Genomic DNA, 22,309 nt, shown 5'->3' on the forward strand with positions numbered 1-22,309 from the left:
GGCCCCCCCGGCCGCCGCGCCCCCCCCCGCCGGTGACGAGCCGCGTGCCTCCCGGATGCCCCGGTGGCTGCCGCGGGCCATGGTGCTCGCGCTGTCCCTGGTCGCCGTGTTCCAGCTGGGCAGCTGGGCCTTCCACCGGCTGACCGGCCTGCTGATCAACGTGCTGATCGCCTTCTTCCTCGCGCTCGCCATCGAGCCCGCGGTCAGCTGGATGGCCGCCCGCGGGATCCGGCGCGGCGTGGCGGCCTGCCTGGTCTTCCTCGGCGTGCTGGCCGGCGCGGCCGGCTTCGTCACCCTGATGAGCACGATGCTCGCCGACCAGGTCATCCGGATCATCGAGGACTTCCCCGGCTACCTGGACTCGGTGATCAACTGGATCAACGTCCACTTCGACACCGAACTGCGCCGGGTCGACGTCCAGGAGAGCCTGCTCAGCTCGGACCGGCTGCGCAAGTACGTCGAGGACAGCGCCAGCGGCGTGCTGGACGTGTCCGCGCAGGTCCTCGGCGGCCTGTTCCAGCTGCTGACCGTCACCCTGTTCTCCTTCTACTTCGCCGCTGACGGCCCCCGCCTGCGGCGCGCCCTGTGCTCCGTGCTGCCTCCCGCGAAGCAGGCCGAGGTGCTCCGCGCCTGGGAGATCGCCGTCGACAAGACCGGCGGCTACATCTACTCGCGGGGCCTGATGGCGCTGATCTCCGGCCTGGCGCACTACGTCCTGCTGCAGGCCATGGAGGTGCCCTACGCGCCGGTGCTGGCGGTGTGGGTGGGCCTGGTGTCGCAGTTCATCCCGACCATCGGCACCTACCTCGCGGGCGCGCTGCCGATGCTGATCGCCTTCACCGTGAACCCCTGGTACGCGCTGTGGGTGCTGGCCTTCGTGGTGGTGTACCAGCAGTTCGAGAACTACCTGCTGCAGCCGAAGCTGACCGCGAGGACCGTGGACATCCACCCGGCGGTCGCCTTCGGGTCGGTGATCGCCGGCACCGCGCTGCTCGGCGCGGTCGGCGCGCTGATCGCGATTCCGGCGGTGGCCACCCTGCAGGCGTTCCTCGGCGCCTACGTGAAGCGGTACGCCGTGACGGACGACCCGCGGGTGCACGACCGTCCGCGTGGCGCGGAGGGCGAGGGTCCCCGGGCGCTGTTCCGCCGGGCCCGGGGGCTTCGGCGCGGTTCCCGGGTGTGAAGCCGGCGGGACCGGGCACGCCCTCGGCATGATTTGACACGAAAATCGAACAGGCATTCTTATGGGGCTGCCGGTGGTCCTCGGGCATCTGTCTCGCAACGGTACTTCTGTACGGTTTGAGGTGAGATGTGACCGAGTTTTCCACAGGGTGGACGGGCGTCGGGGCGCGTTGTCAGTGGCAGGCGTTAGCGTCTTTGACGTGAAGCGATCGACTCAAGCAAACCGGGTGGAACCCATGGCAGGAACCGACCGCGAGAAGGCGCTGGAAACAGCCCTCGCGCAGATTGAACGGCAATTCGGCAAGGGCGCGGTCATGCGTATGGGCGACCGCACCCAGGAGCCCATCGAGGTCATCCCGACCGGCTCGACCGCCCTGGACGTGGCGCTCGGCGTCGGCGGCCTGCCGCGCGGCCGAGTGGTGGAGATCTACGGCCCCGAGTCCTCCGGCAAGACCACGCTGACCCTGCACGCCGTGGCGAACGCGCAGAAGGCCGGCGGCCAGGTGGCGTTCGTCGACGCGGAGCACGCGCTCGACCCCGAGTACGCCCGCAAGCTCGGCGTGGACGTCGACAACCTGATCCTCTCGCAGCCCGACAACGGCGAGCAGGCGCTGGAGATCGTGGACATGCTGGTCCGCTCCGGCGCGCTCGACCTGATCGTCATCGACTCCGTCGCGGCGCTGGTCCCGCGCGCGGAGATCGAGGGCGAGATGGGCGACAGCCACGTGGGTCTGCAGGCCCGTCTGATGAGCCAGGCGCTGCGGAAGATCACCAGCGCGCTCAACCAGTCCAAGACCACGGCGATCTTCATCAACCAGCTCCGCGAGAAGATCGGCGTCATGTTCGGCTCCCCGGAGACCACGACCGGTGGCCGGGCGCTGAAGTTCTACGCCTCGGTGCGTATCGACATCCGCCGCATCGAGACCCTGAAGGACGGCACGGACGCGGTCGGCAACCGCACCCGCTGCAAGGTGGTCAAGAACAAGGTGGCCCCGCCGTTCAAGCAGGCCGAGTTCGACATCCTCTACGGCCAGGGCATCAGCCGCGAGGGCGGCCTGATCGACATGGGCGTCGAGCACGGCTTCGTCCGCAAGGCCGGCGCCTGGTACACGTACGAGGGCGACCAGCTCGGCCAGGGCAAGGAGAACGCCCGCAACTTCCTCAAGGACAACCCCGCCCTGGCGGAGGAGATCGAGCGGAAGATCAAGACCAAGCTCGGCGTCATCAAGCCGACGGAGGAGGAGGCCGCCGCCGCGGCCACCACCGAGCCGGCCGCCGGCGAGGAGGCGGACGCCGCCAAGGCCGTCCCGGCTCCCGCCGCCCGGGCCACCAAGGCCAAGGCCGCGGCGGCCAAGGGCTGATCCGTGACACGCCGAACCGAATGGGCCGGAGAGACCGGCCCCGACGACGAGGCCGGCCCGCCCGGTCCGGCCCGTCGTCCCGGTCGCGGCAGTCGCAAGGGCCGCGGGATGCGCGGCGAGCAGGTCGATCGCACAGCTCACGACGGTGACCGTGGGGATCCGGCCGAGCGGGCGCGGGGCATCTGCCTGCGCCTGCTCACCGGGTCCCCGCGGACCCGCAAGCAGCTCGCCGACGCCCTGCGCAAGCGGGAGATCCCCGACGACGTCGCCGAGGAGGTGCTCACCCGGTTCGAGGAGGTGGGCCTGATCGACGACGGCGCCTTCGCCGGCGCGTGGGTGGAGTCCCGGCACCACGGCCGGGGCCTGGCCCGACGTGCCCTCGCCCGCGAGCTGCGGACCAAGGGCGTGGATTCCTCGCTGATCGACGAGGCGGTCTCCCAGCTCGACAGCGAGCAGGAGGAGGCCACCGCCCGCGACCTCGTCGCCCGGAAGCTGCGCTCCACCCGGGGGCTGGACCGCGACAAGCGGATACGCCGCCTCGCCGGAATGCTCGCCCGCAAGGGCTACCCGGAGGGCCTGGCCCTGCGCGTCGTCCGCGAGGCACTGGAGGCCGAGGGGGAGGAGCTGGAGCTCGACGAGTACGCGGGGACACCCGGGGACGACGCCTACTGATCCGGCACCGGCCGGTCGCGCCGTCCCGAGGGAGGAGCGGCCGTCCGCACCGCGGTGCGAGCGTGCTCGCACACCACGTCACGTCTGCGTGCGTGAGCGGGAGCGTGCGTCCGCGGACGGGGCGCACGACAGGGCTCGCGGGCTTCGCGGAGACTGCTTGCTGCCGGTGGGCAACAGCACGGACTTCCTGGCGCCAGCGGCACCACCGGTCACACGACGCACACCCCCGGCATCCGCCGTCACTGGGGTACACCCCGGCACCCGCAGTCAGCGGCGCGCACCGGCCCCGCCGTCATCGGCGCGCACCCTTTGGCTCTCCGTGCCGGAGATCCTTCCTCCCCGGGGCGGGGAACAACGCCGGGCGCGCGCCCGGCGCCGCCTCTAGCGCGCCCCCGCCCGTTCCGTCTCCGGCTCGGGCGCGGACGGGCCCGGAACCGTCAGATTCACGCCGGTCGCCGCCTCGGCCGCGGCCCGCAGTTGCTGCGGGCGGACGCCCGAGAGCGCGGTGACCAGACGGCCGTCCGGCCGCACCAGCAGGACGGTGTGCGCCGGGGCCCCCGGATACACCTCGGTGACCAGCAGTTCCGCGGGCGCCGGCAGGGTCCGCACCGCATCGGCGAGGGCGGGCATGATCCCCGCGCCCGCCCAGTGCCGCCGCTCCCACACCCCGGTGCCGGGCGCGACCAGCACCACCGACAGCGTGCCGCGGCCCAGCCGCTCCCACAGCCCGGCGGTGGAGCCGTCCTCCGCGGTGACCCGTACGTCCTCCACGAGCTCGCCGGGCGCCGTGTCCACCGCCACCTCCGCGTCCGTCGGCGTGGGCAGCAGCGGTGACGACCCGTAGCGTCCCGGCCCGCCGAGGGCGCCCCGTCCGAGATGACCGTCGACCAGCAGGGCGTCCTGGGCGCGCGCCGTCCCCGGCACGTAGCTGCGCAGCCCGCCGCCGCGCAGTATCGGCAGCGCCTGGTCGGCGGCGCGCAGCCGGCCGGACACCACCGCCCGCCGCTCGGCCTGGTAGGTGTCCAGCAGTGCCTCGGGCGCCTTGCCCTGTCGGACGAAGGCCAGCTTCCAGGCGAGGTTCTCCGCGTCCCGCAGCCCCTCCTCGAGGCCTTGGCCGCCCAGTGAGCCGAGCAGGTGGGCGGCGTCGCCCGCCAGGAAGGCCCGGCCCCGCCGCCACCGCCGGGCGAGCCGATGGTGGACCGTGTGCACCCCGGTGTCCAGCAGTTCGTAGGGCGGCGGCAGGTCGGAGTCGTCCCAGCCGGCCAGCGTCTCGCGCACCAGCGCCACCAGCACGTCGGCCGTGACCAGGTCGGCCGCCGGGTCGCGGGGCGGCGGCATCAGCCAGTCCAGCCGCCACGCCCCGTCCGGCAGCGGGCGCCCCACCACCTCGCCGGCGAACGGCGCCGACGACCGCCACGGCGGGGTGCGGTGCAGGGTCGCGGTACCCGGCAGGGGCAGGTCGACGCGCAGGGTCGCCACCGCGTGCCGCTCCACCGCGGTACGGCCGGGGAAGCGGATGTCGAGCAGCTTTCGCACCGTGGACCGGGCGCCGTCGCAGCCGACCAGGTGGGTGCCCTGCCACCAGGTGCCGTGCGCCGAGCGAGCCCGGGCGCGGACCTGGGAGGCGTCCTGTTCCAGCGCGTCGAGCCGGCTCTCCGGGACCAGGGTGACCAGCGGTTCCCGCACGGCCGCCGCGCGCAGCGCGCCGGTCAGCGCGTGCTGGGGGAGGTGCAGCGGGGCGCCGTCGCCGGGCCGTGCGCCGCCGTCGGCCGTCCCGTGGGATGTGCCGAAGGCGGTCTCGAAGGTCGTCTCGAAGGCGGTCCGGCGGCCGCGCAGTGCGCGCCAGCCGCTCCAGCGCAGCCCCAGCCGGTCGAGGCCCCCGCCGGTGACCCGGGTGATCAGCGCCGCGGTGTCCGGATGCAGCACCACCGTGCGGGCCGGACGCGGCATCGCGCCGCCCTGTCCCTCGTCGAGGACCACCGAGGGGACCCCCTGGCGCGCGAGCGCGAGCGCGAGGGTGAGCCCCACCGGTCCCGCGCCCACGACGAGCACAGGGGCGGAGGGGGGTGGAGCAGAGTGCGCGATCACATGGTTATGCAACCCATTGCAGGTGTCCGCGTCAAGCGACGAAGGCAGTGGCGTGCCCGCCACTGCCTTCGTCGGATGCCTCCCGTGCCACCTGGACACTTCCGGGACTGACGTTGCGTCAGCCTCGGCCGCCGTCAGGTGGTCTTCTTCACGTCCTCGTGGCCGCCGGGCGTCGACAGGTCGGCCACCGCGCCGGCCGCGACGACCGCGCCGGTGGATTTCTTGCCGCGCCGCAGACGCTTCTCCAGCCAGCTCGCGAAGGAGGTGAGGGCGAAGTTGACCAGGACGAAGATGATCGCCGCCACCGTGAGGCAGGGGATGATGTTCGCGCCGTAGTAGGAGCTCGCCGTGTTCGCGTTGGACAGGAGCTCGGGGAAGGTCAGCATGTAGCCGCCCAGCGCGGTGTCCTTCACGATGACCACGAGCTGGCTGACGATGGCGGGCAGCATCGCGGTGACCGCCTGCGGCAGCAGGATCTGCCGCATCATCTGGCTCTTGCGCAGGCCGATGGCCATGGCAGCCTCGGACTGGCCCTTGGGCAGGGACTCGATGCCGGCCCGCACGATCTCGGCCAGTACCGACGCGTTGTACAGCACGAGACCGGTCACCACCGCGTACAGCGGCCGGGAGTCGCTGCTGACGCCGGTGTACAGGTAGTAGAACTGCTGGCAGAAGACCATCAGGATCAGCACCGGGATGGCGCGGAAGAACTCCACGACCACGGTGGCCGGCTTCCGGATCCACGCGTGGTCGGAGAGCCGCGCTATGCCGAGGACCGCGCCCAGCGGCAGGGCTATCACCAGGGACAGCGCCGCGGCCAGCAGGGTGTGCCCCAGGCCGGGCAGCAGATAGGTCGTCCAGATGTCGCCGCCGGTGAACGGCTCCCACAGGACCCAGTCGAGCTGGCCCTTCTCCTTGAGTGCGCCGTAGACCCACCACAGGAGCACCGCGACGGCGACCAGGAAGACGGCCGTGTAGACGATGTTGCGGGCCTTGGCCCGCGGGCCCTGGGCCTCGTACAGAACGGACGCGCTCATCGCTTCACCGCCACCTTCTTGCCCAGCAGGCCCATCAGCAGACCCGTCGGCAGGGTCAGGCACACGAAGCCGAAGGCGAACACGGTGCCGGTCAGCACCAACTGCGCCTTGTCCTCGACGATTTCCTTCATCAGCAGCGAGGCCTCGGCGACACCGATGACCGCTGCCACCGTGGTGTTCTTGGTCAGCGCGATCAGCACGTTGGCCAGCGGGCCCACGGCCGCACGGAAGGCCTGCGGCAGGACGATCAGACGCAGCACCTGGCCGAAGTTCAGGCCGAGCGCCCGCGCCGCCTCGGCCTGTCCGACCGGCACGGTGTTGATGCCGGACCGCAGCGCCTCGCAGACGAACGCCGAGGTGTAGACGATCAGGCTGAGCACCGACAGCCGGAAGTTGATGACGGTGTTGATGTCACCGCCGAGCTTCACCTCGAGCGTCTGGAACAGCCCCAGCGAGCTGAACAGAATGATCACGGTGAGCGGGATGTTGCGCACGAAGTTCACGTACGCGGTGCCGAAGGCGCGCATGAGCGGCACCGGGCCCACCCGCATGCCGGCCAGCAGGGTTCCCCAGACCAGGGAGCCGATGGCCGAGTAGACGGTGAGCTGCACCGTCACCCAGAAGGCTCCCAGCAGGTCATAACCTTCAAGAAAGTCGAACACGATCTCCCGCGCTTCCGCGTGTCGGTTGGCTCAAGGGCGGCGGCCCCTGTCCGCCCGGCCGGGGCCGGGCGGACAGGGCGCCGTGACGAGGCCGCTGGACGTTACTTCTTGATGTCGCCGATCGCCGGCGCGGGCTCGTTCTTGTAGTTGGCCGGCCCGAAGTGGGTGTCGACCGCCTTCTGCCACGACTTGTCGGAGACCATCTTCTCGAGGGCCTTGTTGATCTTCGCCTTGAGGTCGCTGCCCTCCTTGACGCCGATGCCGTAGTTCTCGTTCGACAGCTGCAGGCCGGCGAGCTTGAACTGGCCCTTGAAGGTGTCCTGGGCGGCGTAACCGGCCAGGATGGAGTCGTCCGTGGTCAGCGCGTCGACGGCGCCGCTCTTCAGACCGGTCAGGCAGGCGGAGTAGGTCGGGTACTCCTGCAGCTGGGCCTTGGGGGCCAGCTTCTCCTTGACGTTCTGGGCGGAGGTCGAACCGGTCACCGAGCACAGCTTCTTGCTGTTCAGGTCCTTGGCCGACTTGATGGAGTCGTCGTCGGCGCGGACCAGCAGGTCCTGGTGGGCCAGCAGGTACGGGCCGGCGAAGTCGACCTTCTGCTCACGCTCGTCGTTGATCGAGTAGGTGGCGGCGATGAAGTCGACGTCGCCGCGGTCCAGCATGTTCTCGCGGTCGGCGCTCTTCGACTCCTTCCACTCGATCTGGGACTCGGAGTAACCGAGCTCCTTGGCGACGTACTTCGCGACGTCCACGTCGAAACCGGCGTAGCCCTGCGGGGTCTTCTGGCCGAGACCGGGCTGGTCGAACTTGATGCCGATCGTGATCTTGCCCTTGCCGCCCTCACCGCCGCCCTTGCCGTCCTTCTCGGCGGCGCCCTCGCCGCAGGCGGTGGCGGTCAGGGCCAGGGCGACGACGGCCGCGGAAGCGGCAGTGATCTTGCGAAGCTGCATGGTGAACATCCTTTGCGTGATGAGGAGATACAACCCGAACCCGGACGACGTGTCCGGCGGCGGGAGGTGGCGCGGGCGCCTCGAAGTCTTCCCGGCGGTGCCGCCGGAGGGTGGTCTCAGTGATGCAGGATCTTGGACAGGAAGTCCTTGGCCCGGTCACTGCGGGGGTTGCTGAAGAACTGGTCCGGAGCCGCCTCTTCGACGATCCGTCCGTCCGCCATGAACACGACCCGGTTCGCGGCCGAGCGGGCGAAGCCCATCTCATGCGTGACGACGATCATGGTCATGCCGTCGCGGGCGAGCTGCTGCATGACCTCAAGGACCTCGTTGATCATCTCCGGGTCCAGGGCCGAGGTCGGCTCGTCGAAGAGCATCACCTTCGGGTCCATGGCCAGCGCCCGCGCGATGGCGACGCGCTGCTGCTGGCCGCCGGAGAGCTGGGCCGGGAACTTGTCCGCCTGCGCGCCGACACCGACCCGGTCGAGCAGGGCCCGCGCCTTCTCCTCGGCCGCCTTCTTGTCGGCCTTGCGGACCTTGACCTGGCCCAGGGTGACGTTCTCGAGGACCGTCTTGTGGGCGAACAGGTTGAACGACTGGAAGACCATGCCGACGTCGGCGCGCAGCCGTGCCAGCTCCTTGCCCTCCGCGGGCAGGGGCCGGTCGTCGATCGTGATCTCGCCGGAGTCGATGGTCTCCAGGCGGTTGATGGTGCGGCACAGAGTGGACTTGCCGGACCCGGAGGGTCCGATGACCACGACAACCTCACCGCGGGCGATGGTCAGATCGATGTCCTGGAGCACGTGCAGAGCGCCGAAGTGCTTGTTGACGTTCTTCAGGACCACGAGATCGCCGACCGGGGCCGCATCTTCCTTGGCCACCGTTACATCGGTCATCGTTTGCTGGCTCCGTCCTCCTCGGTTTCGGAGGACCTTAATAACCCGGTCCTACCAGCGCATTACTTCTGAGCGGAAATTGAGCATCACGATCGGATAGCAATCGGACACAAGCCGTAGTTGGGACGTCCTGCTCCGTACCGGGTGGGTAACGAAACCCTTCGCGGCGCTCCTAAACCTGTCGGCGGGGTGGTACCCGGTAGGAGTTCCGGTCGCGAGGCGGCGCCGGACAGGGCGGCCGAAGGGAGGGCCGGACATCATGAGACTGCTCCTCGTCGAGGACGACAACCACGTGGCGGCGGCCCTGACCGCGGTCCTCGCCCGGCACGGGTTCAGCGTCACCCACGCCCGCAACGGCGAGGAGGCGCTGCGCGCGCTGGTGCCCGGCGGTCCCGCCTTCGCCGTCGTCCTCCTCGACCTCGGCCTTCCCGACCAGGACGGCTTCGAGGTCTGCGGACGCATACGCAAGCGGACCAGCACCCCGGTGATCATGGTGACTGCCAGGGCCGACGTCCGCTCCCGCATCCACGGCCTCAACCTGGGGGCCGACGACTACGTCGTGAAGCCCTACGACACCGGTGAACTGCTCGCCCGCATCCACGCGGTCGCCCGCCGCCACGCCTCCGAGGAGAACCCCGGCGGCGCCGACGCCACCGTCCTCGACCTGGGAACCGTGCGGATCGAGCTGTCCACCCGGCAGGTCACCGTCGACGGCGCGCAGGTGGCCCTCACCCGCAAGGAGTTCGACCTGCTCGCGCTGCTCGCGCAGCGACCGGGCGTGGTCTTCCGGCGCGAGCAGATCATCAGCGAGGTCTGGCGTACCAGCTGGGAGGGGACCGGGCGTACTCTCGAGGTGCACGTCGCCTCGCTCCGCTCCAAGTTGCGCCGGCCGACGCTGATAGAGACCGTTCGCGGCGTCGGGTACCGACTCGTCGCCCCGGCCGCCTAGGGGACGGGTGCGCACCAGGCTTCTTCCGCTGCTGATCGTTCTGATGGCGGCCGTGCTGCTCGCGCTGGGCGTGCCCCTGGCCGTGAGCGTGGCAGCCGCCGAGCAGCAGCGCGTGGTGGTCGACCGGATCGACGACACCGCCCGCTTCGCCGCCCTGGCCCAGTTCGTGCGCGCCCTGGCGCCCGGTGACGTGAACGACGGGGCGGCCGGCGAGCGCGCCGAGAGCCTCACCCGCGAGCTGCGGACCTACCACGACGTCTACGGCATCCGGGCCGGCGTCTTCAAGCGCAGCGGTGACCTGCTGACCTCCGCCCCCGACGACTGGAAGCTGCCGCGCGGCGGCGAGGTGCGCACCGCGTTCGAGGAGGCGCGGCTGAGCCGTCGCAGCCACGACCCGGCACAGGTGTGGCCCTGGCAGGACCGCCGGCTGGTGGTCGCCTCCCCGGTGATCCGTGACGGCGACGTGGTCGCGGTGGTGGTCACCGACTCGCCGACCGACGGCATGCGGGACCGCACCCTGCGCGGCTGGCTGCTGATCGCCGCCGGGGAACTGGCGGCGATGCTGGTCGCCGTCGGCGCCGCGCTGCGCCTCACCCACTGGGTGCTCAGGCCGGTCCGGGTCCTGGACGCCACCACCCACGACATCGCCACCGGCCGCCTCAAGTCCCGGGTCGCCGCCGCCGGCGGACCGCCCGAACTGCAGCGGCTGGCCGACTCGTTCAACGAGATGGCGGACCACGTGGAGCAGGTGCTCGAGCAGCAGCGGGCGTTCGTGGCCGATGCCTCGCACCAGCTGCGCAACCCGCTGTCCGCCCTGCTGCTGCGGATCGAGCTGCTGGCGCTGGAACTGCCCGAGGGCAACGAGGAGATCGCCTCGGTGCGCGTCGAGGGCAAGCGGCTCACACAGGTCCTCGACGACCTGCTGGACCTGGCGCTCGCCGAGCACGCCGAACCCGAACTGGGCCTCGCCGACATCGGCGCCCTCGCCGACGAACGCGTCGCCGCCTGGGCGCCGGCCGCCGAGGCCAAGGGCGTCACCCTGACCGGCACGTGTCCCCCCACCACCGCCTGGGCCGACCCGGTCACCCTCTCCAGCGCGCTGGACGCGGTGATCGACAACGCGGTGAAGTTCACCCCCGAGGGCGGCGAGGTGCACGTCTCGGTGGCCGCGAACGGGCGGACCGCGAAGGTGGTCGTGGTCGACGAGGGGCCGGGCCTCACCGACGAGGAACTCCTGCGCGTGGGGGACCGGTTCTGGCGCAGCGGCCGTCACCAGAACGTCAACGGGTCCGGGCTGGGCCTGTCGATCTCCAAGGCCCTGCTGGCCGCGGCGGGCGGCTCGCTGGAGTTCGGGCACCACGAGCCGCACGGCCTCAGGGCGACGGTCACGCTGCCCCGCACCGGGCCTAGGGCTTGACCGAGCGGTAGTAGTTCAGCGCGCCCCTGTGGAGCGGCAGCGGGTGGGTGTCGACCGCGGTGCGCACGTCGACCACCTGGGCGGCGTGGACCTCCTTGCCGATGTCGTCCCGGCTGCGGATCACCGTCCGGGTGAACCATTCGATGAGCTCCGGGTCCACGTCCTTGCGGGTGATCAGCAGGTTGGAGACGGCCAGGGTCTCCACCGGCTCGCCGTTCATCGCCCGCGGATACGCGGATTCCGGCATGGTGGCGGGGCGGTAGTGGTGCCCGACCATGTCGTCCTGCCGGTGCAGGGCGGTGACCAGGTGGCTCTCGATGGGCACGAAACGGAAGTCGAACCTCTCGGAGAGGTCCACCAGACCACGCGTGGGCAGACCGCCCGACCAGAAGAAGGCGTCGATCTCGCCGCGCTCCAGCTTGCCCGGCCCGGTGTCGATGCCGTCGCGGTGCGGCACCACGTCCTCCGCCGGGTCCAGTCCCGCGGCCCGCAGGACCCCGTTGGCGATCAGCTGCACGCCGGAGTGGTCCGGGCCGATCCCCACCCGCAGTCCCTTCAGGTCGTCGACGTGCTGCACCTTCGACCCGACGGGCACGATCAGCTGGAGGTAGTCGTCGTACAGGCGGGCCACACCGCGCAGGTCCCCCGCCCCCGGCTTCCCGTCGTTGCGGTAGTTCTCCACGGCGTCCGCGGCGGCGATGGCGAACTGCGTCTTGTCCAGGGCCACCATCGCCACGTTCTGCTGGGACCCCAGCGAGGTCTTCAGCTCCACCGACAGGTCCGGCATGTCCACCGCCAGCTCGCCGCGCAGCTTCTCGCCGTACAGCTGGTACACGCCCGCCCTGGTGCCGGTGCCGAAGACCACCTCCCCGCTGGGCGGGGTCCTGCTGAAGGGCTGCAGCCACCACACCAGGACGGCCAGCACGACGAGCGCGACGGCCGAGCCCGTCAGGGCCCGTCGTCTGCCGATTCGGGTCGCAGCCGGGAACATGCCAGCGATCCTGCCAGCGGTCGTGGCCCGCCGGTAGGCCGGAGGTCACCTCGGCGGCCCGCCCGCCGTGTGCGACGCGTCACCGTCCCGCGCCGCCGTCCCGCGCCGCCGGGGGAGCGCGGACCGTTGACCGGCCCCCGCCGTGATGGTTGGCTCCGGCCTTGTGCCCGCCTCTCATCAGCCCGCAGCCGAACTCCCCCTCCTGGTCGAGGGCGGGGTCCGCCGGTACGGCCGGCTTTCCTCGCGCCCGGCCCGCGTCAATCCGCTCGACGAGTTCACCGGGGTACCCCGCCTGATGCGGCGGCCGCGGCTGAAGGAGTGGGCCGGGTTCACGCTGCTGCACCCGGACGTCTGGTCGTCCCTGATCGTCCAGGACGCCCAGTACCTGGCCTCCTGCGAGATGTACGCCCACGACCGGCGCACCGGCGTCCTCCACCAGCACGCCGCCAACGCCCGCGGCGGCTCCGCCGTGCTGCCCGCGAACCTGCTGGACGGCGGGCACTGCTCCTTCGACCGGCCCGGACACCGGATCGCCTACGACTTCGACGCCACGGCCGGCCGGCACACGATCCACGTCGACATCGCCGCCACCGAGGCCGCCCCGGCCTTCGGCGCCGAACTGACCCTCCACGCCCGAGCGGCGAGCGCGCCCCTGTCGGTGAGCTCGCGGCTGCCGGGCGGCGGCCGGATGTACACCCACAAGGCGGCCTTCCCCGTCGAGGGCGTGCTCCGGGCCGGCGCCGCCGAGTACGTCTTCGACGCCCGACGCGACCTCGCCGTCCTGGACGAGCACCGCTCCTTCCTGGCCTACCGCACCCGCTGGCTGTGGGGCACCTTCGCGCTGCCCACCCCCGACGGGGTCGTCGGCGCCAACTTCGCCGACCGCCCCGAGCTGCCGGGCGAGCCCGAGGAGTCGGCGATCTGGGGCCCGGGCGTCTGCGAGCCGCTGGGTGAGATCTCCTTCACCCCCGAGCGCCCGGACGACCCCGCGGCGCCCTGGCGGATCGCCTCCCGGGACGGACGGCTGGACGTCGTCTTCGAGCCGGAGGGCCGCAAGGAGGTCCGGCACCAGCTCGGCCTCCTCGCCATCGACTACTTCCAGATGTACGGCCGTTACCGGGGAGTGCTCGCCGCGGGCGGCGCCGAGTACCGGATCGACGGGGTGCACGGCGTCTGCGAGTCGATGCGCGCCCGCCTGTGACCACGAGCCCCCGGGACGCGTGCGGGGCGGGTCCGGCGCCCCCTTACCCTTGTGTCCTATGAGCAGCATGGACCGGAGCGACGCGGTGAGCGGGGCAGTGGACGAGGCCGTCGTGGACACGGCGGTGGGTCTCAAGACCTATGAGGTACGCACCTACGGGTGTCAGATGAACGTCCACGACTCCGAGCGGCTCTCCGGGCTGCTGGAGGGCGCCGGCTACGTCCGCGCCCCCGAGGGGTCCGACGGCGACGCCGACGTCGTCGTCTTCAACACCTGCGCCGTCCGCGAGAACGCCGACAACCGCCTCTACGGCAACCTCGGCCGCCTCGCCCCGCGGAAGGCCTCGCGCCCCGGCATGCAGATCGCCGTCGGCGGCTGCCTCGCCCAGAAGGACCGCGACACCATCGTCAAGAAGGCGCCCTGGGTGGACGTCGTCTTCGGCACGCACAACATCGGCAAGCTGCCCGTCCTGCTGGAGCGTGCCCGCGTCCAGGAGGAGGCGCAGGTCGAGATCGCCGAGTCGCTCGAGGCGTTCCCCTCCACGCTGCCGACCCGCCGCGAGAGCGCCTACGCGGCCTGGGTGTCGATCTCCGTCGGCTGCAACAACACCTGCACGTTCTGCATCGTCCCGGCGCTGCGCGGCAAGGAGAAGGACCGCCGTACCGGTGACATCCTCGCCGAGATCGAGGCGCTGGTCGCCGAGGGAGTCTCGGAGATCACCCTGCTCGGCCAGAACGTCAACGCCTACGGCTCCGACATCGGCGACCGCGAGGCGTTCAGCAAGCTGCTGCGCGCCTGCGGGAAGATCGAGGGCCTGGAGCGGGTCCGCTTCACCTCGCCGCACCCGCGGGACTTCACCGACGACGTGATCGCCGCGATGGCCGAGACGCCGAACGTGATGCCGCAGCTGCACATGCCGCTGCAGTCCGGCTCCGACACCGTCCTCAAGGCGATGCGCCGCTCCTACCGGCAGGAGCGGTACCTGGGGATCATCGAGAAGGTGCGGGCCGCCATCCCGCACGCGGCGATCACCACCGACATCATCGTGGGCTTCCCCGGCGAGACCGAGGAGGACTTCGAGCAGACGCTGCACGTGGTCCGCGAGGCGCGGTTCGCGCAGGCCTTCACCTTCCAGTACTCCAAGCGCCCCGGCACCCCGGCGGCCACCATGGAGGACCAGATCCCCAAGGAGGTCGTCCAGGCGCGCTACGAGCGGCTGGTCGCCCTGCAGGAGGAGATCTCCTGGGACGAGAACAAGAAGCAGGTCGGCCGGACGCTGGAGCTCATGGTCGCCGAGGGCGAGGGCCGCAAGGACGGTGCGACGCGGCGGCTGTCCGGACGGGCGCCCGACAACCGGCTCGTCCACTTCACCAAGCCGGACGAGGAGGTGCGCCCGGGTGACGTGGTGACCGTCGAGGTCACCTACGCGGCGCCGCACCACCTGCTGGCCGAGGGGCCGGTGCTGGAGGTCCGCCGGACGCGTGCGGGTGACGCGTGGGAGAAGCGGAACGCGGCCGAGGCCGCGAAGCCGGCGGGGGTCATGCTCGGTCTCCCCGGCATCGGCGCCCCCGCCCCGAGCCCGGCTCCGGCGTCCGCCTGCGGCTGCGACTGATCCCCCGCGGCTGCGACCGACCCACGGGGTGCGGGGAGGCTGCGGCGCGGGGTGAGGGCGGCGGTTACGCTGCGATCATGCTTGTCGCCGCCGCCGTGTGCCCCTGCCCCCCGCTGCTCGTGCCCGACGTCTCCCAGGGCGCCGCGCCCGAACTGGAGCCGCTGCGCGCCGCCTGCGACGAGGCGGTGCGCGCGCTGGCGGAGGCGAAGCCCGACCTGGTCGTCGTGGTGGGCCCCGGTGAGCGCGACGCCGTGCACGAGGCCGGCGCCACCGGCTCCTTCCGCGGCCACGGCGTTCCGCTGGACGTCACGCTGGGGGAGCCGGAAGCGCACGGGGGCGGGGCGGACATGTCGCTGCCCCTCTCACTGACCGTCGGAGCCTGGCTGCTGGCCCGTTCGCCCTGGCGCGGACCCGTCCGCGCGTTCGAGGCCGCCGCGACCGGTGCCCCCGCGACCTGCCGCGCCCACGGCGCGGAGATCGCGGCCTGGGCAGACCGCGTCGCCCTGCTGGTCATGGGCGACGGCAGCGCGCGCCGGGACCTCAAGGCCCCCGGCTACCTGGACGAGCGCGCCGCGCCGCTGGACGCCCGGATCTCCGCCGCGCTGGCCTCGGGAGACAGGGAGGGGTTCCTCGCCGGGCTCGACGAGGAGACCGCCCGCGACCTGATGGTCTCCGGCCGCACCGCCTGGCAGGTGCTCACCGGCGCGAGTGCGAGTGCGGGCGACGGCCCGGGCCGCCACCGTCTGCTGCACGACGACGCCCCGTACGGGGTGGGCTACTTCGTGGCGTCCTGGACCTGACCGGCCCTCCGTCCGGCCCTGACCGGGTGTCATCCGGACCGGCCGGCTCCCTGACCGGGGGCCGTGCAGGGACCTGACCGAAGATCTTGCCCGGACCGGCCGGAGGCCGTGCAGGGTCCTGACCGGGGTCTTACCCGGATCGGCCGGCTCCCTGACCGGGGCCCTGTCGGGCCGGACCCGGGCGCCCTGTACGGACCTGACCGGCTCACCGACCAGGATCGGGCCGGCGGCCGACCCGGCGTCGACCCGAGCCCGGCCGGTCAGTGCCCCGGCGGCGGCGAGGACGGCGGCGTGGTGCCCCCGTCGCCGCTCTCCGGGCGTCGCACCGGACCCGGGCCCTCCTCACCGGTCATCCCGGAGGCGGGCCCGGTGCCGTGGCCGTGCTGTCCCGGCCTCGGCTCCGCCATGCGGGCCGCCGCCTCCTTGGCCTTGCCGGTGCCCCGCTCGATCTTGTCCGCGTACTTGCCCTTGGTGCGCTCGTCGACCTTCCGCGCGGCCTTGTCGATGCCGTCCTGGATCTTCACCTGGTTCCGCGAGGCGAGGTCGTTGACCTTCTCCTTCGCGGGACCGAGCTTGTTCTTCAGGTTGTCGAGAAAACCGCTCATGTTCCGCCTGCCCGCCTTCCGTGGGATCGGTACACACCTGTCCGTTTCACACCGTACGTATGCGTCCCGGAACCGGCCGGATGCGCGCGTCCGACCGAGGCACCCCGCTCCCGGCCACCGCCACGGTTTGGGAGACTGGGGCGGTGAGCAGTACTCGTCCCACCCCACGCGTCATCGCCGTCGTCGGTCCCACCGCCGCCGGCAAGTCCGACCTGGGCGTCTTCCTCGCCCAGCGGCTCGGCGGCGAGGTGATCAACGCCGACTCGATGCAGCTCTACCGGGGCATGGACATCGGCACCGCCAAGCTGACGCCCGAAGAACGCGGCGGGATCACCCACCACCTGCTGGACATCTGGGACGTCACCGTCGCCGCCAGCGTGGCCGAGTACCAGAGGCTGGCCCGCGCGCGCATCGACGCGCTGCTCGCCGAGGGCCGCTGGCCCGTCCTGGTCGGCGGCTCCGGGCTCTACGTGCGCGGCGCGGTCGACCGCATGGAGTTCCCCGGCACCGACCCGGAGGTCCGGGCCCGTCTCGAGGAGGAACTGGAGCAGCACGGCCCCGGCCCGCTGCACGCCCGGCTGGCCGCCGCCGACCCCGACGCCGCGGCCGTGATCCTGGCCTCCAACGGCCGCCGGATCGTGCGCGCGCTCGAGGTCGTCGAGATCACCGGCAAGCCGTTCACCGCCAACCTGCCCGGCCACGAGTCGGTCTACGACACCGTGCAGATCGGTGTGGACGTGGCCCGGCCGGAGCTGGACGAGCGGATCGCCCGCCGCGTCGACCGCATGTGGGACGCCGGACTGGTCGCGGAGGTGGAGGCGCTGGAGGCACAGGGGTTGCGCGAGGGGCGCACGGCGTCCCGGGCGCTCGGCTACCAGCAGATCCTCGCGGCGCTGGCGGGGGAGTGCACCGACGACGAGGCGCGCGCCGAGACCGTCCGCGCGACCAAACGCTTCGCGCGCCGCCAGGATTCGTGGTTCAGGCGCGACCCGCGGGTGCATTGGCTCAGTGGGGCCGCCGCCGACGCCGCCGAGTTGCCCGGACGTGCGCTCGCCCTGCTCGAACGGCCGGTTACAGCCTGATCACGTGATGGCATCGGGTCGCTCCGGGCGTCATCGGGGCCCCGGGCGGCGTGCCATCATCGTGATCCGATCGACCAGTGGAGTCCCAGTCAGGAGGGCGCGTGGCGATGGAGGCCGGCCCTCGCGACACCGCACACGGGAGGCAGGTCGCCGGAGGTGACCGGGGGCGCGACGACGCCCCGGAGCCCGGTGCGACGGACCTGCCCGGTGCGCCGTCCGCGCACACCCCGGACGACCTGTTCCCCGCCCAGGGGCTCGGTGAGCCCACGGTCCCCGACGCCGACGACGTCGTGGGCGACGGCGAGGGCGACGAGGACGGCGTGAGCGACGACGGCCCGACGCCGGAGGAGATGTTCTCCGGCCCCGAGGTCGAGATCGAACTCCGCCCGCGCCGGCGGCTGAGCGCCTGGCACCTGGCCCCCGTGGTGGGGCTGGCGGCCGCGGGCTCCCTGATGTTCGCCTTCCCGCTCGCCTTCGACTTCGGCGACAGCGGCGCGGTGATCGCCATGCTGGGCGTCCTGATCTGCTCGTGCGCGGCCGGCTGGGGCCTGGTCGCCGCCCGCAGGGTCGGCCAGAACTGGCCCGGCCTGCCGCCGCGGGGCTCCGGCCGCCGTCCCGACTGGCGGATCACGCTGGCCTACGCGGTCACCGTGGCCGCCGTCGTCCTCCTCGCGGTCTGGCGCGTCGCCCGCCTGCGATGAGCGCACCCGCTGGCCGGCCCCGCACGCCCGGCGGGCAGGACCGCCAGGCGTCACCGGTAGCGGCCAGGCCGTACGATCGAAGGATGAGCACGCGGATCGCCTTCCTCAAGGCCCACGGCACCGAGAACGACTTCGTGGTCGTGCCGGACCCCGAGAACTCCGTGGACCTGCCTCCCGCCGCCGTCGCCGCGCTGTGCGACCGCCGGGCGGGGATCGGCGGGGACGGGCTGCTGCACGTGGTGCGTTCGGCCGCCCACCCGGAGGCCCGGGAGATGGCCGGCGAGGCCGAATGGTTCATGGACTACCGCAACGGCGACGGCTCGGTCGCCGAGATGTGCGGCAACGGCGTCCGCGCGTTCGCCCGCTACCTCCAGCACGCCGGGCACGTCACCGCCGGCGAGCTGGCCGTGGCCACCCGCGGCGGGGTGAAGACCGTGCACCTGGCCAAGGACGGCGACGTCACCGTGCGCATGGGCCGCGCGGTGCTCCCCGAGGGCGAGGTGACGGTCTCGGTCGACGGCCGCAGCTGGCCCGCCCGGAACGTCAACATGGGCAATCCGCACGCGGTCGCCTTCGTGGAGGACCTGGCGCACGCCGGGAACCTGTTCTCCGCGCCGCCGTTCGCCCCGGCCTCCGCCTATCCCGACGGTGTCAACGTCGAGTTCGTGGTCGACCGCGGACCGCGCCACGTCGCGATGCGGGTCCACGAGCGCGGCTCCGGCGAGACCCGTTCCTGCGGGACCGGCGCCTGCGCCGTGGCCGTCGCGACGGCCCGCCGGGACGGTGCGGACCCGGCCGTCACCGGCACTCCCGTCACCTACACGGTGGACCTGCCCGGCGGCCGCCTGGTGATCACCGAGCATCCGGACGGCGAGATCGAGATGACCGGCCCCGCGGAGATCGTCGCCGAGGGGCAGATCGACCCCGAATGGCTCGAGCGGGCCACCGCCGCGAAGACTCCGGAGGTCCGGAACGTATGAAACCGGGTGGAAGGGGACACGTGGAGGCGGTGAGGGTGTTCGCGGCCCGCACAGGGCGCCACCACGCCGCAGAGGCGGTCTCCTTCCCTCGAACGGGTGATCCCGTTCACGCTGGGCGAGAGGCGGTGAACGGCACGTGGTGGGCTCGATAGCATCAAGCACCGGTCCGGACGGGGGATCGACACCGCACCCCTGGCCGTGTCGCCTCTCGGGCTTCCCGTCCGCCGGTCGACGCAGCCGGAGGTGCCGATGAGCGCGGAGGCCACGAACGCCGCCACCCCAGGGGCCGTGACGCCCGTACCGCAGAGCCCGCCGGCTCCCCGCCGGCGCTCCAGGTCCAGAATCGACCTGAGGCGGCTCGGGCGGGCCGCGCTGCTCGGGCCCAACGGCCGTGACCGGCTGCCCGACGCCATCAGCCACGTCGCCGAGGCCCACCGGGCGCACTTCCCCGAGGCCGATCTCGAGCCGCTGCGCCGCGCCTACGTGCTGGCCGAGTCCTCGCACCGCGGCCAGATGCGCAAGAGCGGCGAGCCGTACATCACGCACCCCCTCGCGGTGACCCTGATCCTCGCCGAACTCGGCGCGGAGACCACGACGTTGACGGCCTCGCTGCTGCACGACACGGTGGAGGACACCGCCGTCACCCTGGAGCAGGTGCGCGCCGAGTTCGGCGAGGAGGTCTCCTACCTGGTCGACGGCGTCACCAAGCTGGAGAAGGTCGACTACGGCGCGGCCGCCGAGCCCGAGACCTTCCGCAAGATGCTCGTCGCCACCGGCAACGACGTGCGCGTGATGTCGATCAAACTCGCCGACCGGCTGCACAACATGCGCACCCTCGGAGTGATGCGGCGCGAGAAGCAGGAGCGCATCGCCAAGGTCACCCACGAGGTGCTCATCCCGCTCGCCGAGCGACTCGGCGTGCAGGTGCTCAAGACGGAGTTGGAGGACCTGGTCTTCGCGGTCCTGCGCCCCGAGGAGTACGAGCGCACCCGGAAGCTGATCGACGGCAACGCGGACGCGTCGGAGGACCCGTTGGCGGAGATGGCCGAGTCGGTGCGCGCGGTGCTGCGCGAGGCCGACATCCCGGCCGAGGTCGTCATCCGGCCGCGGCACGCCGTCTCGGTGCACCGGGTGTCCGTCAAGCGCGGGCAGTTGAGGGGCACCGACTTCGGGCGGCTGCTGGTCCTGGTGAACGAGGACGCCGACTGCTACGGCGTGCTCGGCGAGCTCCACACCTGTTTCACCCCGGTCGTCTCGGAGTTCAAGGACTTCATCGCGGTCCCCAAGTTCAACCTCTACCAGTCGCTGCACACCGCGGTCGCCCGGGAGGACGGCCAGGTCGCCGAAGTCCTCATCCGCACGCACCGGATGCACCAGTTCGCCGAGGCCGGCGTCATCGCGCTGGGCAACCCCCATGTGACGCCCCCCGGTTCGGACGACCAGGGCGAGCACGGCGAGCGCGACCGGGGGGACGCGGGTCCGGACGGCGAGCGGGCGGACCCGACGCGCCCGGGCTGGCTGTCGCGGCTGCTGGCCTGGCAGGCCGCCGCCCCCGACACCGACATCTTCTGGTCCACGCTGCGCCAGGACCTCGCCCAGGACCGGGAGATCACCGTCTTCCGCGCCGACGGCGGCGCCCTGGGCCTGCCCGAGGGCTCGACCTGCGTGGACGCGGCCTACGCCCAGTACGGCGAGGACGCCCACTCCTGTATCGGCGCCCGCGTCAACGGACGCCTCGCCGCCCTCGGGACGGTGCTGCGCGACGGCGACCGGGTGCAGTTGCTGATGGGCCAGGACCCGGCGTCCGAGCCCTCCCGCGAATGGCTCGACCACGCCCACACGCCGACCGCGCGCATCGCCATCCAGCGCCGCCTGGCCGCCCGTGCCGCCGAGGCGCCCGCCGGCGAGACGTCCCCCGAGGGCCGTGCCGACGAGGCGATCCGCGAGGTACCGCCCGCCCCGGAGCCCTCCGTGGAGCCGGACGTGTCCTTCCGCGGCACCGGCGTGCTCAGCGACCGGCCGGGCCTCGCCGTCCGGCTGGCCGGCTGCTGCACGCCCGTGCCGGGCGACGACATCGTGGGCTTCACCGTGCGCGGCGGCGCGGTCGCCGCCCACCGGGTGGACTGCGCCACCGCGGTCCGGATGCTCGGCACCGGCCGTGAGCAGGTCGCCGTCCACTGGGGCGAGACCACCGCCTGCCGGGTCACCCTGGTCGCCGAGTCCTTCGGCCGGCCCCATCTGCTGGCCGACCTCACCGAGGCGATCGCTGCCGAGGGCGTGGACATCGTCTCCGCCACCGTGGAGCCGCCGGTCCGGCAGCGGGTCCGCCACACCTACACGCTGCACCTGCCCGACGCGGGCCACCTGTCCGCGCTGATGCGGGCCATGCGGGACGTGCCCGGCGTCTTCGACGTCACCCGCGCCGCCTCCGCCGCGCAGTGAGCCCGCCGCCCGGCCTCCCGAGCCCCCGGAGGGCCCGCGCCGCCGGCGTGTGACGGAGTGCTGCGCCGCCCATGTGTGACGGGAGTGCCTCGCGGTCCGTGCGTGACGGGGTGCCGAAGGCCCGTGAGTTGTGGGAGGCCCGCGCTCGTGCTGGGCGGGGGCGCTAGGGGCCCGTGTGTGGCCGGAGTGCCTCGCGGTCCGTGCGTGAGTGGACGTCGAAGGCTCGTGAGTTGTGGAAGGCCCGCTCGTGCTGGGCGGGGGCGCTAGGCCGTTTCTTTCGGATCATCTCGCTGACCAGAGGAAGATCGCGGCGATGTGAAGTCCGGCGAGGTAGATGGTGGCGGTTTTGTCGTAGCGGGTGGCAAGGCCGCGCCATTGCTTGAGCCTGTTGATGCACCGCTCGACGGTGTTGCGCTGCTTGTAGGCCTCTCGGTCGAAGGCCGGCGGACGGCCACCGAGCCGGCCGCGTCGCCTGCGGTTTGCGGCCTGGTCGGAGGGCTGCGGGATCACCGCCCGGATTCCGCGCCGCCGCAGACGGGATCGGATCGCGCGGGACGAGTAGGCCTTGTCGGCCAGGACCACGTCCGGAGTGGTCCGGGGTCGCCCGATCGGCCGCGGCACCCGTAATTGGGCCATGACCTCGGGAAACGCGGGTGCGTCACCGGCCTGGCCAGGGGTGAGGACGAA

At 72.3% G+C, this 22,309-nt stretch carries 20 protein-coding genes; 12 read left to right on the forward strand and 8 right to left on the reverse strand.

All coding sequences use genetic code 11. The features are described from left to right. From ACOV8S_RS02050 to recX, 3 genes are all read left to right on the forward strand, one after another. On the forward strand, positions 1-1,183 hold a 1,183-nt coding region (locus ACOV8S_RS02050; protein ID WP_448315713.1), incomplete at its 5' end, for an AI-2E family transporter. A 235-nt stretch (positions 1,184-1,418) separates the two neighbouring features. Continuing rightward, positions 1,419-2,543: a recombinase RecA gene (gene recA, locus ACOV8S_RS02055; protein WP_448315715.1), complete on the forward strand. Its 1,125-nt coding sequence runs from the start codon at positions 1,419-1,421 to the stop codon at positions 2,541-2,543. A gap of 3 nt (positions 2,544-2,546) precedes the next feature. Next, complete coding sequence (gene recX, locus ACOV8S_RS02060) at positions 2,547-3,215, forward strand: recombination regulator RecX (protein ID WP_448315717.1); 669 nt, start codon at positions 2,547-2,549, stop codon at positions 3,213-3,215. A 381-nt stretch (positions 3,216-3,596) separates the two neighbouring features. Here the strand turns inward: recX and ACOV8S_RS02065 are convergent, their stop codons facing one another. From ACOV8S_RS02065 to ACOV8S_RS02085, 5 genes are all read right to left on the reverse strand, one after another. Beyond that, a complete protein-coding gene (locus ACOV8S_RS02065) occupies positions 3,597-5,303 on the reverse strand; it encodes an FAD-dependent monooxygenase (RefSeq protein ID WP_448315719.1) in 1,707 nt (568 codons plus the stop codon). Between the two features lie 134 nt (positions 5,304-5,437). Further along, positions 5,438-6,340, reverse strand: a complete 903-nt coding sequence (locus ACOV8S_RS02070; RefSeq protein WP_448315720.1) for an amino acid ABC transporter permease — start codon at positions 6,338-6,340, stop codon at positions 5,438-5,440. After that, positions 6,337-7,002 carry an amino acid ABC transporter permease gene (locus tag ACOV8S_RS02075; protein ID WP_448315721.1) on the reverse strand — a complete coding sequence of 222 codons (666 nt, stop codon included), beginning with the start codon at positions 7,000-7,002 and terminating at the stop codon, positions 6,337-6,339. Before ACOV8S_RS02075 ends, ACOV8S_RS02070 begins: the two co-directional genes overlap by 4 nt. A gap of 101 nt (positions 7,003-7,103) precedes the next feature. Further along, on the reverse strand, positions 7,104-7,949 hold the full coding sequence (locus ACOV8S_RS02080; RefSeq protein WP_448315723.1) for a glutamate ABC transporter substrate-binding protein: 846 nt from the start codon (positions 7,947-7,949) through the stop codon (positions 7,104-7,106). 116 nt (positions 7,950-8,065) lie between these two features. Further along, the gene (locus ACOV8S_RS02085) at positions 8,066-8,842 is read right to left on the reverse strand and encodes an amino acid ABC transporter ATP-binding protein (RefSeq protein ID WP_448315725.1); all 777 of its coding nucleotides are present in this window, start codon (positions 8,840-8,842) and stop codon (positions 8,066-8,068) included. Positions 8,843-9,101: 259 nt separating this feature from the next. Here ACOV8S_RS02085 and ACOV8S_RS02090 point away from each other — a divergent pair, with 259 nt between their 5' ends. Then, complete coding sequence (locus ACOV8S_RS02090) at positions 9,102-9,791, forward strand: response regulator transcription factor (RefSeq protein ID WP_448315727.1); 690 nt, start codon at positions 9,102-9,104, stop codon at positions 9,789-9,791. 7 nt (positions 9,792-9,798) lie between these two features. Continuing rightward, complete coding sequence (locus ACOV8S_RS02095; RefSeq protein ID WP_448315729.1) at positions 9,799-11,208, forward strand: ATP-binding protein; 1,410 nt, start codon at positions 9,799-9,801, stop codon at positions 11,206-11,208. Here the strand turns inward: ACOV8S_RS02095 and ACOV8S_RS02100 are convergent. Further along, positions 11,198-12,199: a TAXI family TRAP transporter solute-binding subunit gene (locus ACOV8S_RS02100; protein WP_448315731.1), complete on the reverse strand. Its 1,002-nt coding sequence runs from the start codon at positions 12,197-12,199 to the stop codon at positions 11,198-11,200. The two genes, ACOV8S_RS02095 and ACOV8S_RS02100, sit on opposite strands and share 11 nt — an antisense overlap. A gap of 163 nt (positions 12,200-12,362) precedes the next feature. Between ACOV8S_RS02100 and ACOV8S_RS02105 the strand changes: the two genes are divergently transcribed. The 3 genes from ACOV8S_RS02105 to ACOV8S_RS02115 all read left to right on the forward strand — a co-directional run bounded on the left by ACOV8S_RS02105 (position 12,363) and on the right by ACOV8S_RS02115 (position 15,812). Continuing rightward, entirely contained in the window at positions 12,363-13,400 is a 1,038-nt protein-coding gene (locus tag ACOV8S_RS02105; protein ID WP_448315733.1) for a DUF2804 domain-containing protein, read from the forward strand. 58 nt (positions 13,401-13,458) lie between these two features. After that, the gene (gene miaB, locus ACOV8S_RS02110) at positions 13,459-15,012 is read left to right on the forward strand and encodes a tRNA (N6-isopentenyl adenosine(37)-C2)-methylthiotransferase MiaB (protein WP_448315735.1); all 1,554 of its coding nucleotides are present in this window, start codon (positions 13,459-13,461) and stop codon (positions 15,010-15,012) included. A gap of 77 nt (positions 15,013-15,089) precedes the next feature. Then, entirely contained in the window at positions 15,090-15,812 is a 723-nt protein-coding gene (locus tag ACOV8S_RS02115; RefSeq protein ID WP_448315737.1) for a class III extradiol dioxygenase subunit B-like domain-containing protein, read from the forward strand. Between the two features lie 260 nt (positions 15,813-16,072). On the opposite strand, the gene ACOV8S_RS02120 is transcribed toward ACOV8S_RS02115, so the two are convergent. After that, a complete protein-coding gene (locus ACOV8S_RS02120; protein WP_448315739.1) occupies positions 16,073-16,417 on the reverse strand; it encodes an antitoxin in 345 nt (114 codons plus the stop codon). Between the two features lie 143 nt (positions 16,418-16,560). On the opposite strand from ACOV8S_RS02120, the gene miaA reads away from it, so the two are divergent. The 4 genes from miaA (at position 16,561) to ACOV8S_RS02140 (ending at position 21,622) form a co-directional block, all read left to right on the forward strand. After that, entirely contained in the window at positions 16,561-17,499 is a 939-nt protein-coding gene (gene miaA, locus ACOV8S_RS02125; protein WP_448315741.1) for a tRNA (adenosine(37)-N6)-dimethylallyltransferase MiaA, read from the forward strand. Between the two features lie 107 nt (positions 17,500-17,606). After that, positions 17,607-18,200: a hypothetical protein gene (locus ACOV8S_RS02130; RefSeq protein WP_448317321.1), complete on the forward strand. Its 594-nt coding sequence runs from the start codon at positions 17,607-17,609 to the stop codon at positions 18,198-18,200. An 83-nt stretch (positions 18,201-18,283) separates the two neighbouring features. Beyond that, a complete protein-coding gene (gene dapF / locus ACOV8S_RS02135) occupies positions 18,284-19,180 on the forward strand; it encodes a diaminopimelate epimerase (protein WP_448315743.1) in 897 nt (298 codons plus the stop codon). Positions 19,181-19,429: 249 nt separating this feature from the next. Further along, positions 19,430-21,622: a RelA/SpoT family protein gene (locus tag ACOV8S_RS02140; protein WP_448315745.1), complete on the forward strand. Its 2,193-nt coding sequence runs from the start codon at positions 19,430-19,432 to the stop codon at positions 21,620-21,622. A gap of 282 nt (positions 21,623-21,904) precedes the next feature. On the opposite strand, the gene ACOV8S_RS02145 is transcribed toward ACOV8S_RS02140, so the two are convergent. After that, positions 21,905-22,309: IS5 family transposase (locus ACOV8S_RS02145; protein ID WP_448315747.1), on the reverse strand; the 405-nt coding region annotated here is incomplete at its 5' end.

Source organism: Streptomyces sp. CO7 (genome assembly GCF_053474865.1).

Bases quoted from the DNA above. Each gene is read 5' to 3' on its own strand.
- ACOV8S_RS02070 (WP_448315720.1), bottom strand. From the start codon at position 6,340: ATGAGCGCGTCCGTTCTGTACGAGGCCCAGGGCCCGCGGGCCAAGGCC.
- recA (WP_448315715.1), top strand. From the start codon at position 1,419: ATGGCAGGAACCGACCGCGAGAAGGCGCTGGAAACAGCCCTCGCGCAG.
- ACOV8S_RS02120 (WP_448315739.1), bottom strand. From the start codon at position 16,417: ATGAGCGGTTTTCTCGACAACCTGAAGAACAAGCTCGGTCCCGCGAAG.
- ACOV8S_RS02140 (WP_448315745.1), top strand. From the start codon at position 19,430: ATGAGCGCGGAGGCCACGAACGCCGCCACCCCAGGGGCCGTGACGCCC.
- ACOV8S_RS02130 (WP_448317321.1), top strand. From the start codon at position 17,607: ATGGAGGCCGGCCCTCGCGACACCGCACACGGGAGGCAGGTCGCCGGA.
- miaB (WP_448315735.1), top strand. From the start codon at position 13,459: ATGAGCAGCATGGACCGGAGCGACGCGGTGAGCGGGGCAGTGGACGAG.
- ACOV8S_RS02115 (WP_448315737.1), top strand. From the start codon at position 15,090: ATGCTTGTCGCCGCCGCCGTGTGCCCCTGCCCCCCGCTGCTCGTGCCC.
- ACOV8S_RS02090 (WP_448315727.1), top strand. From the start codon at position 9,102: ATGAGACTGCTCCTCGTCGAGGACGACAACCACGTGGCGGCGGCCCTG.
- ACOV8S_RS02100 (WP_448315731.1), bottom strand. From the start codon at position 12,199: ATGTTCCCGGCTGCGACCCGAATCGGCAGACGACGGGCCCTGACGGGC.
- dapF (WP_448315743.1), top strand. From the start codon at position 18,284: ATGAGCACGCGGATCGCCTTCCTCAAGGCCCACGGCACCGAGAACGAC.
- ACOV8S_RS02085 (WP_448315725.1), bottom strand. From the start codon at position 8,842: ATGACCGATGTAACGGTGGCCAAGGAAGATGCGGCCCCGGTCGGCGAT.
- ACOV8S_RS02080 (WP_448315723.1), bottom strand. From the start codon at position 7,949: ATGCAGCTTCGCAAGATCACTGCCGCTTCCGCGGCCGTCGTCGCCCTG.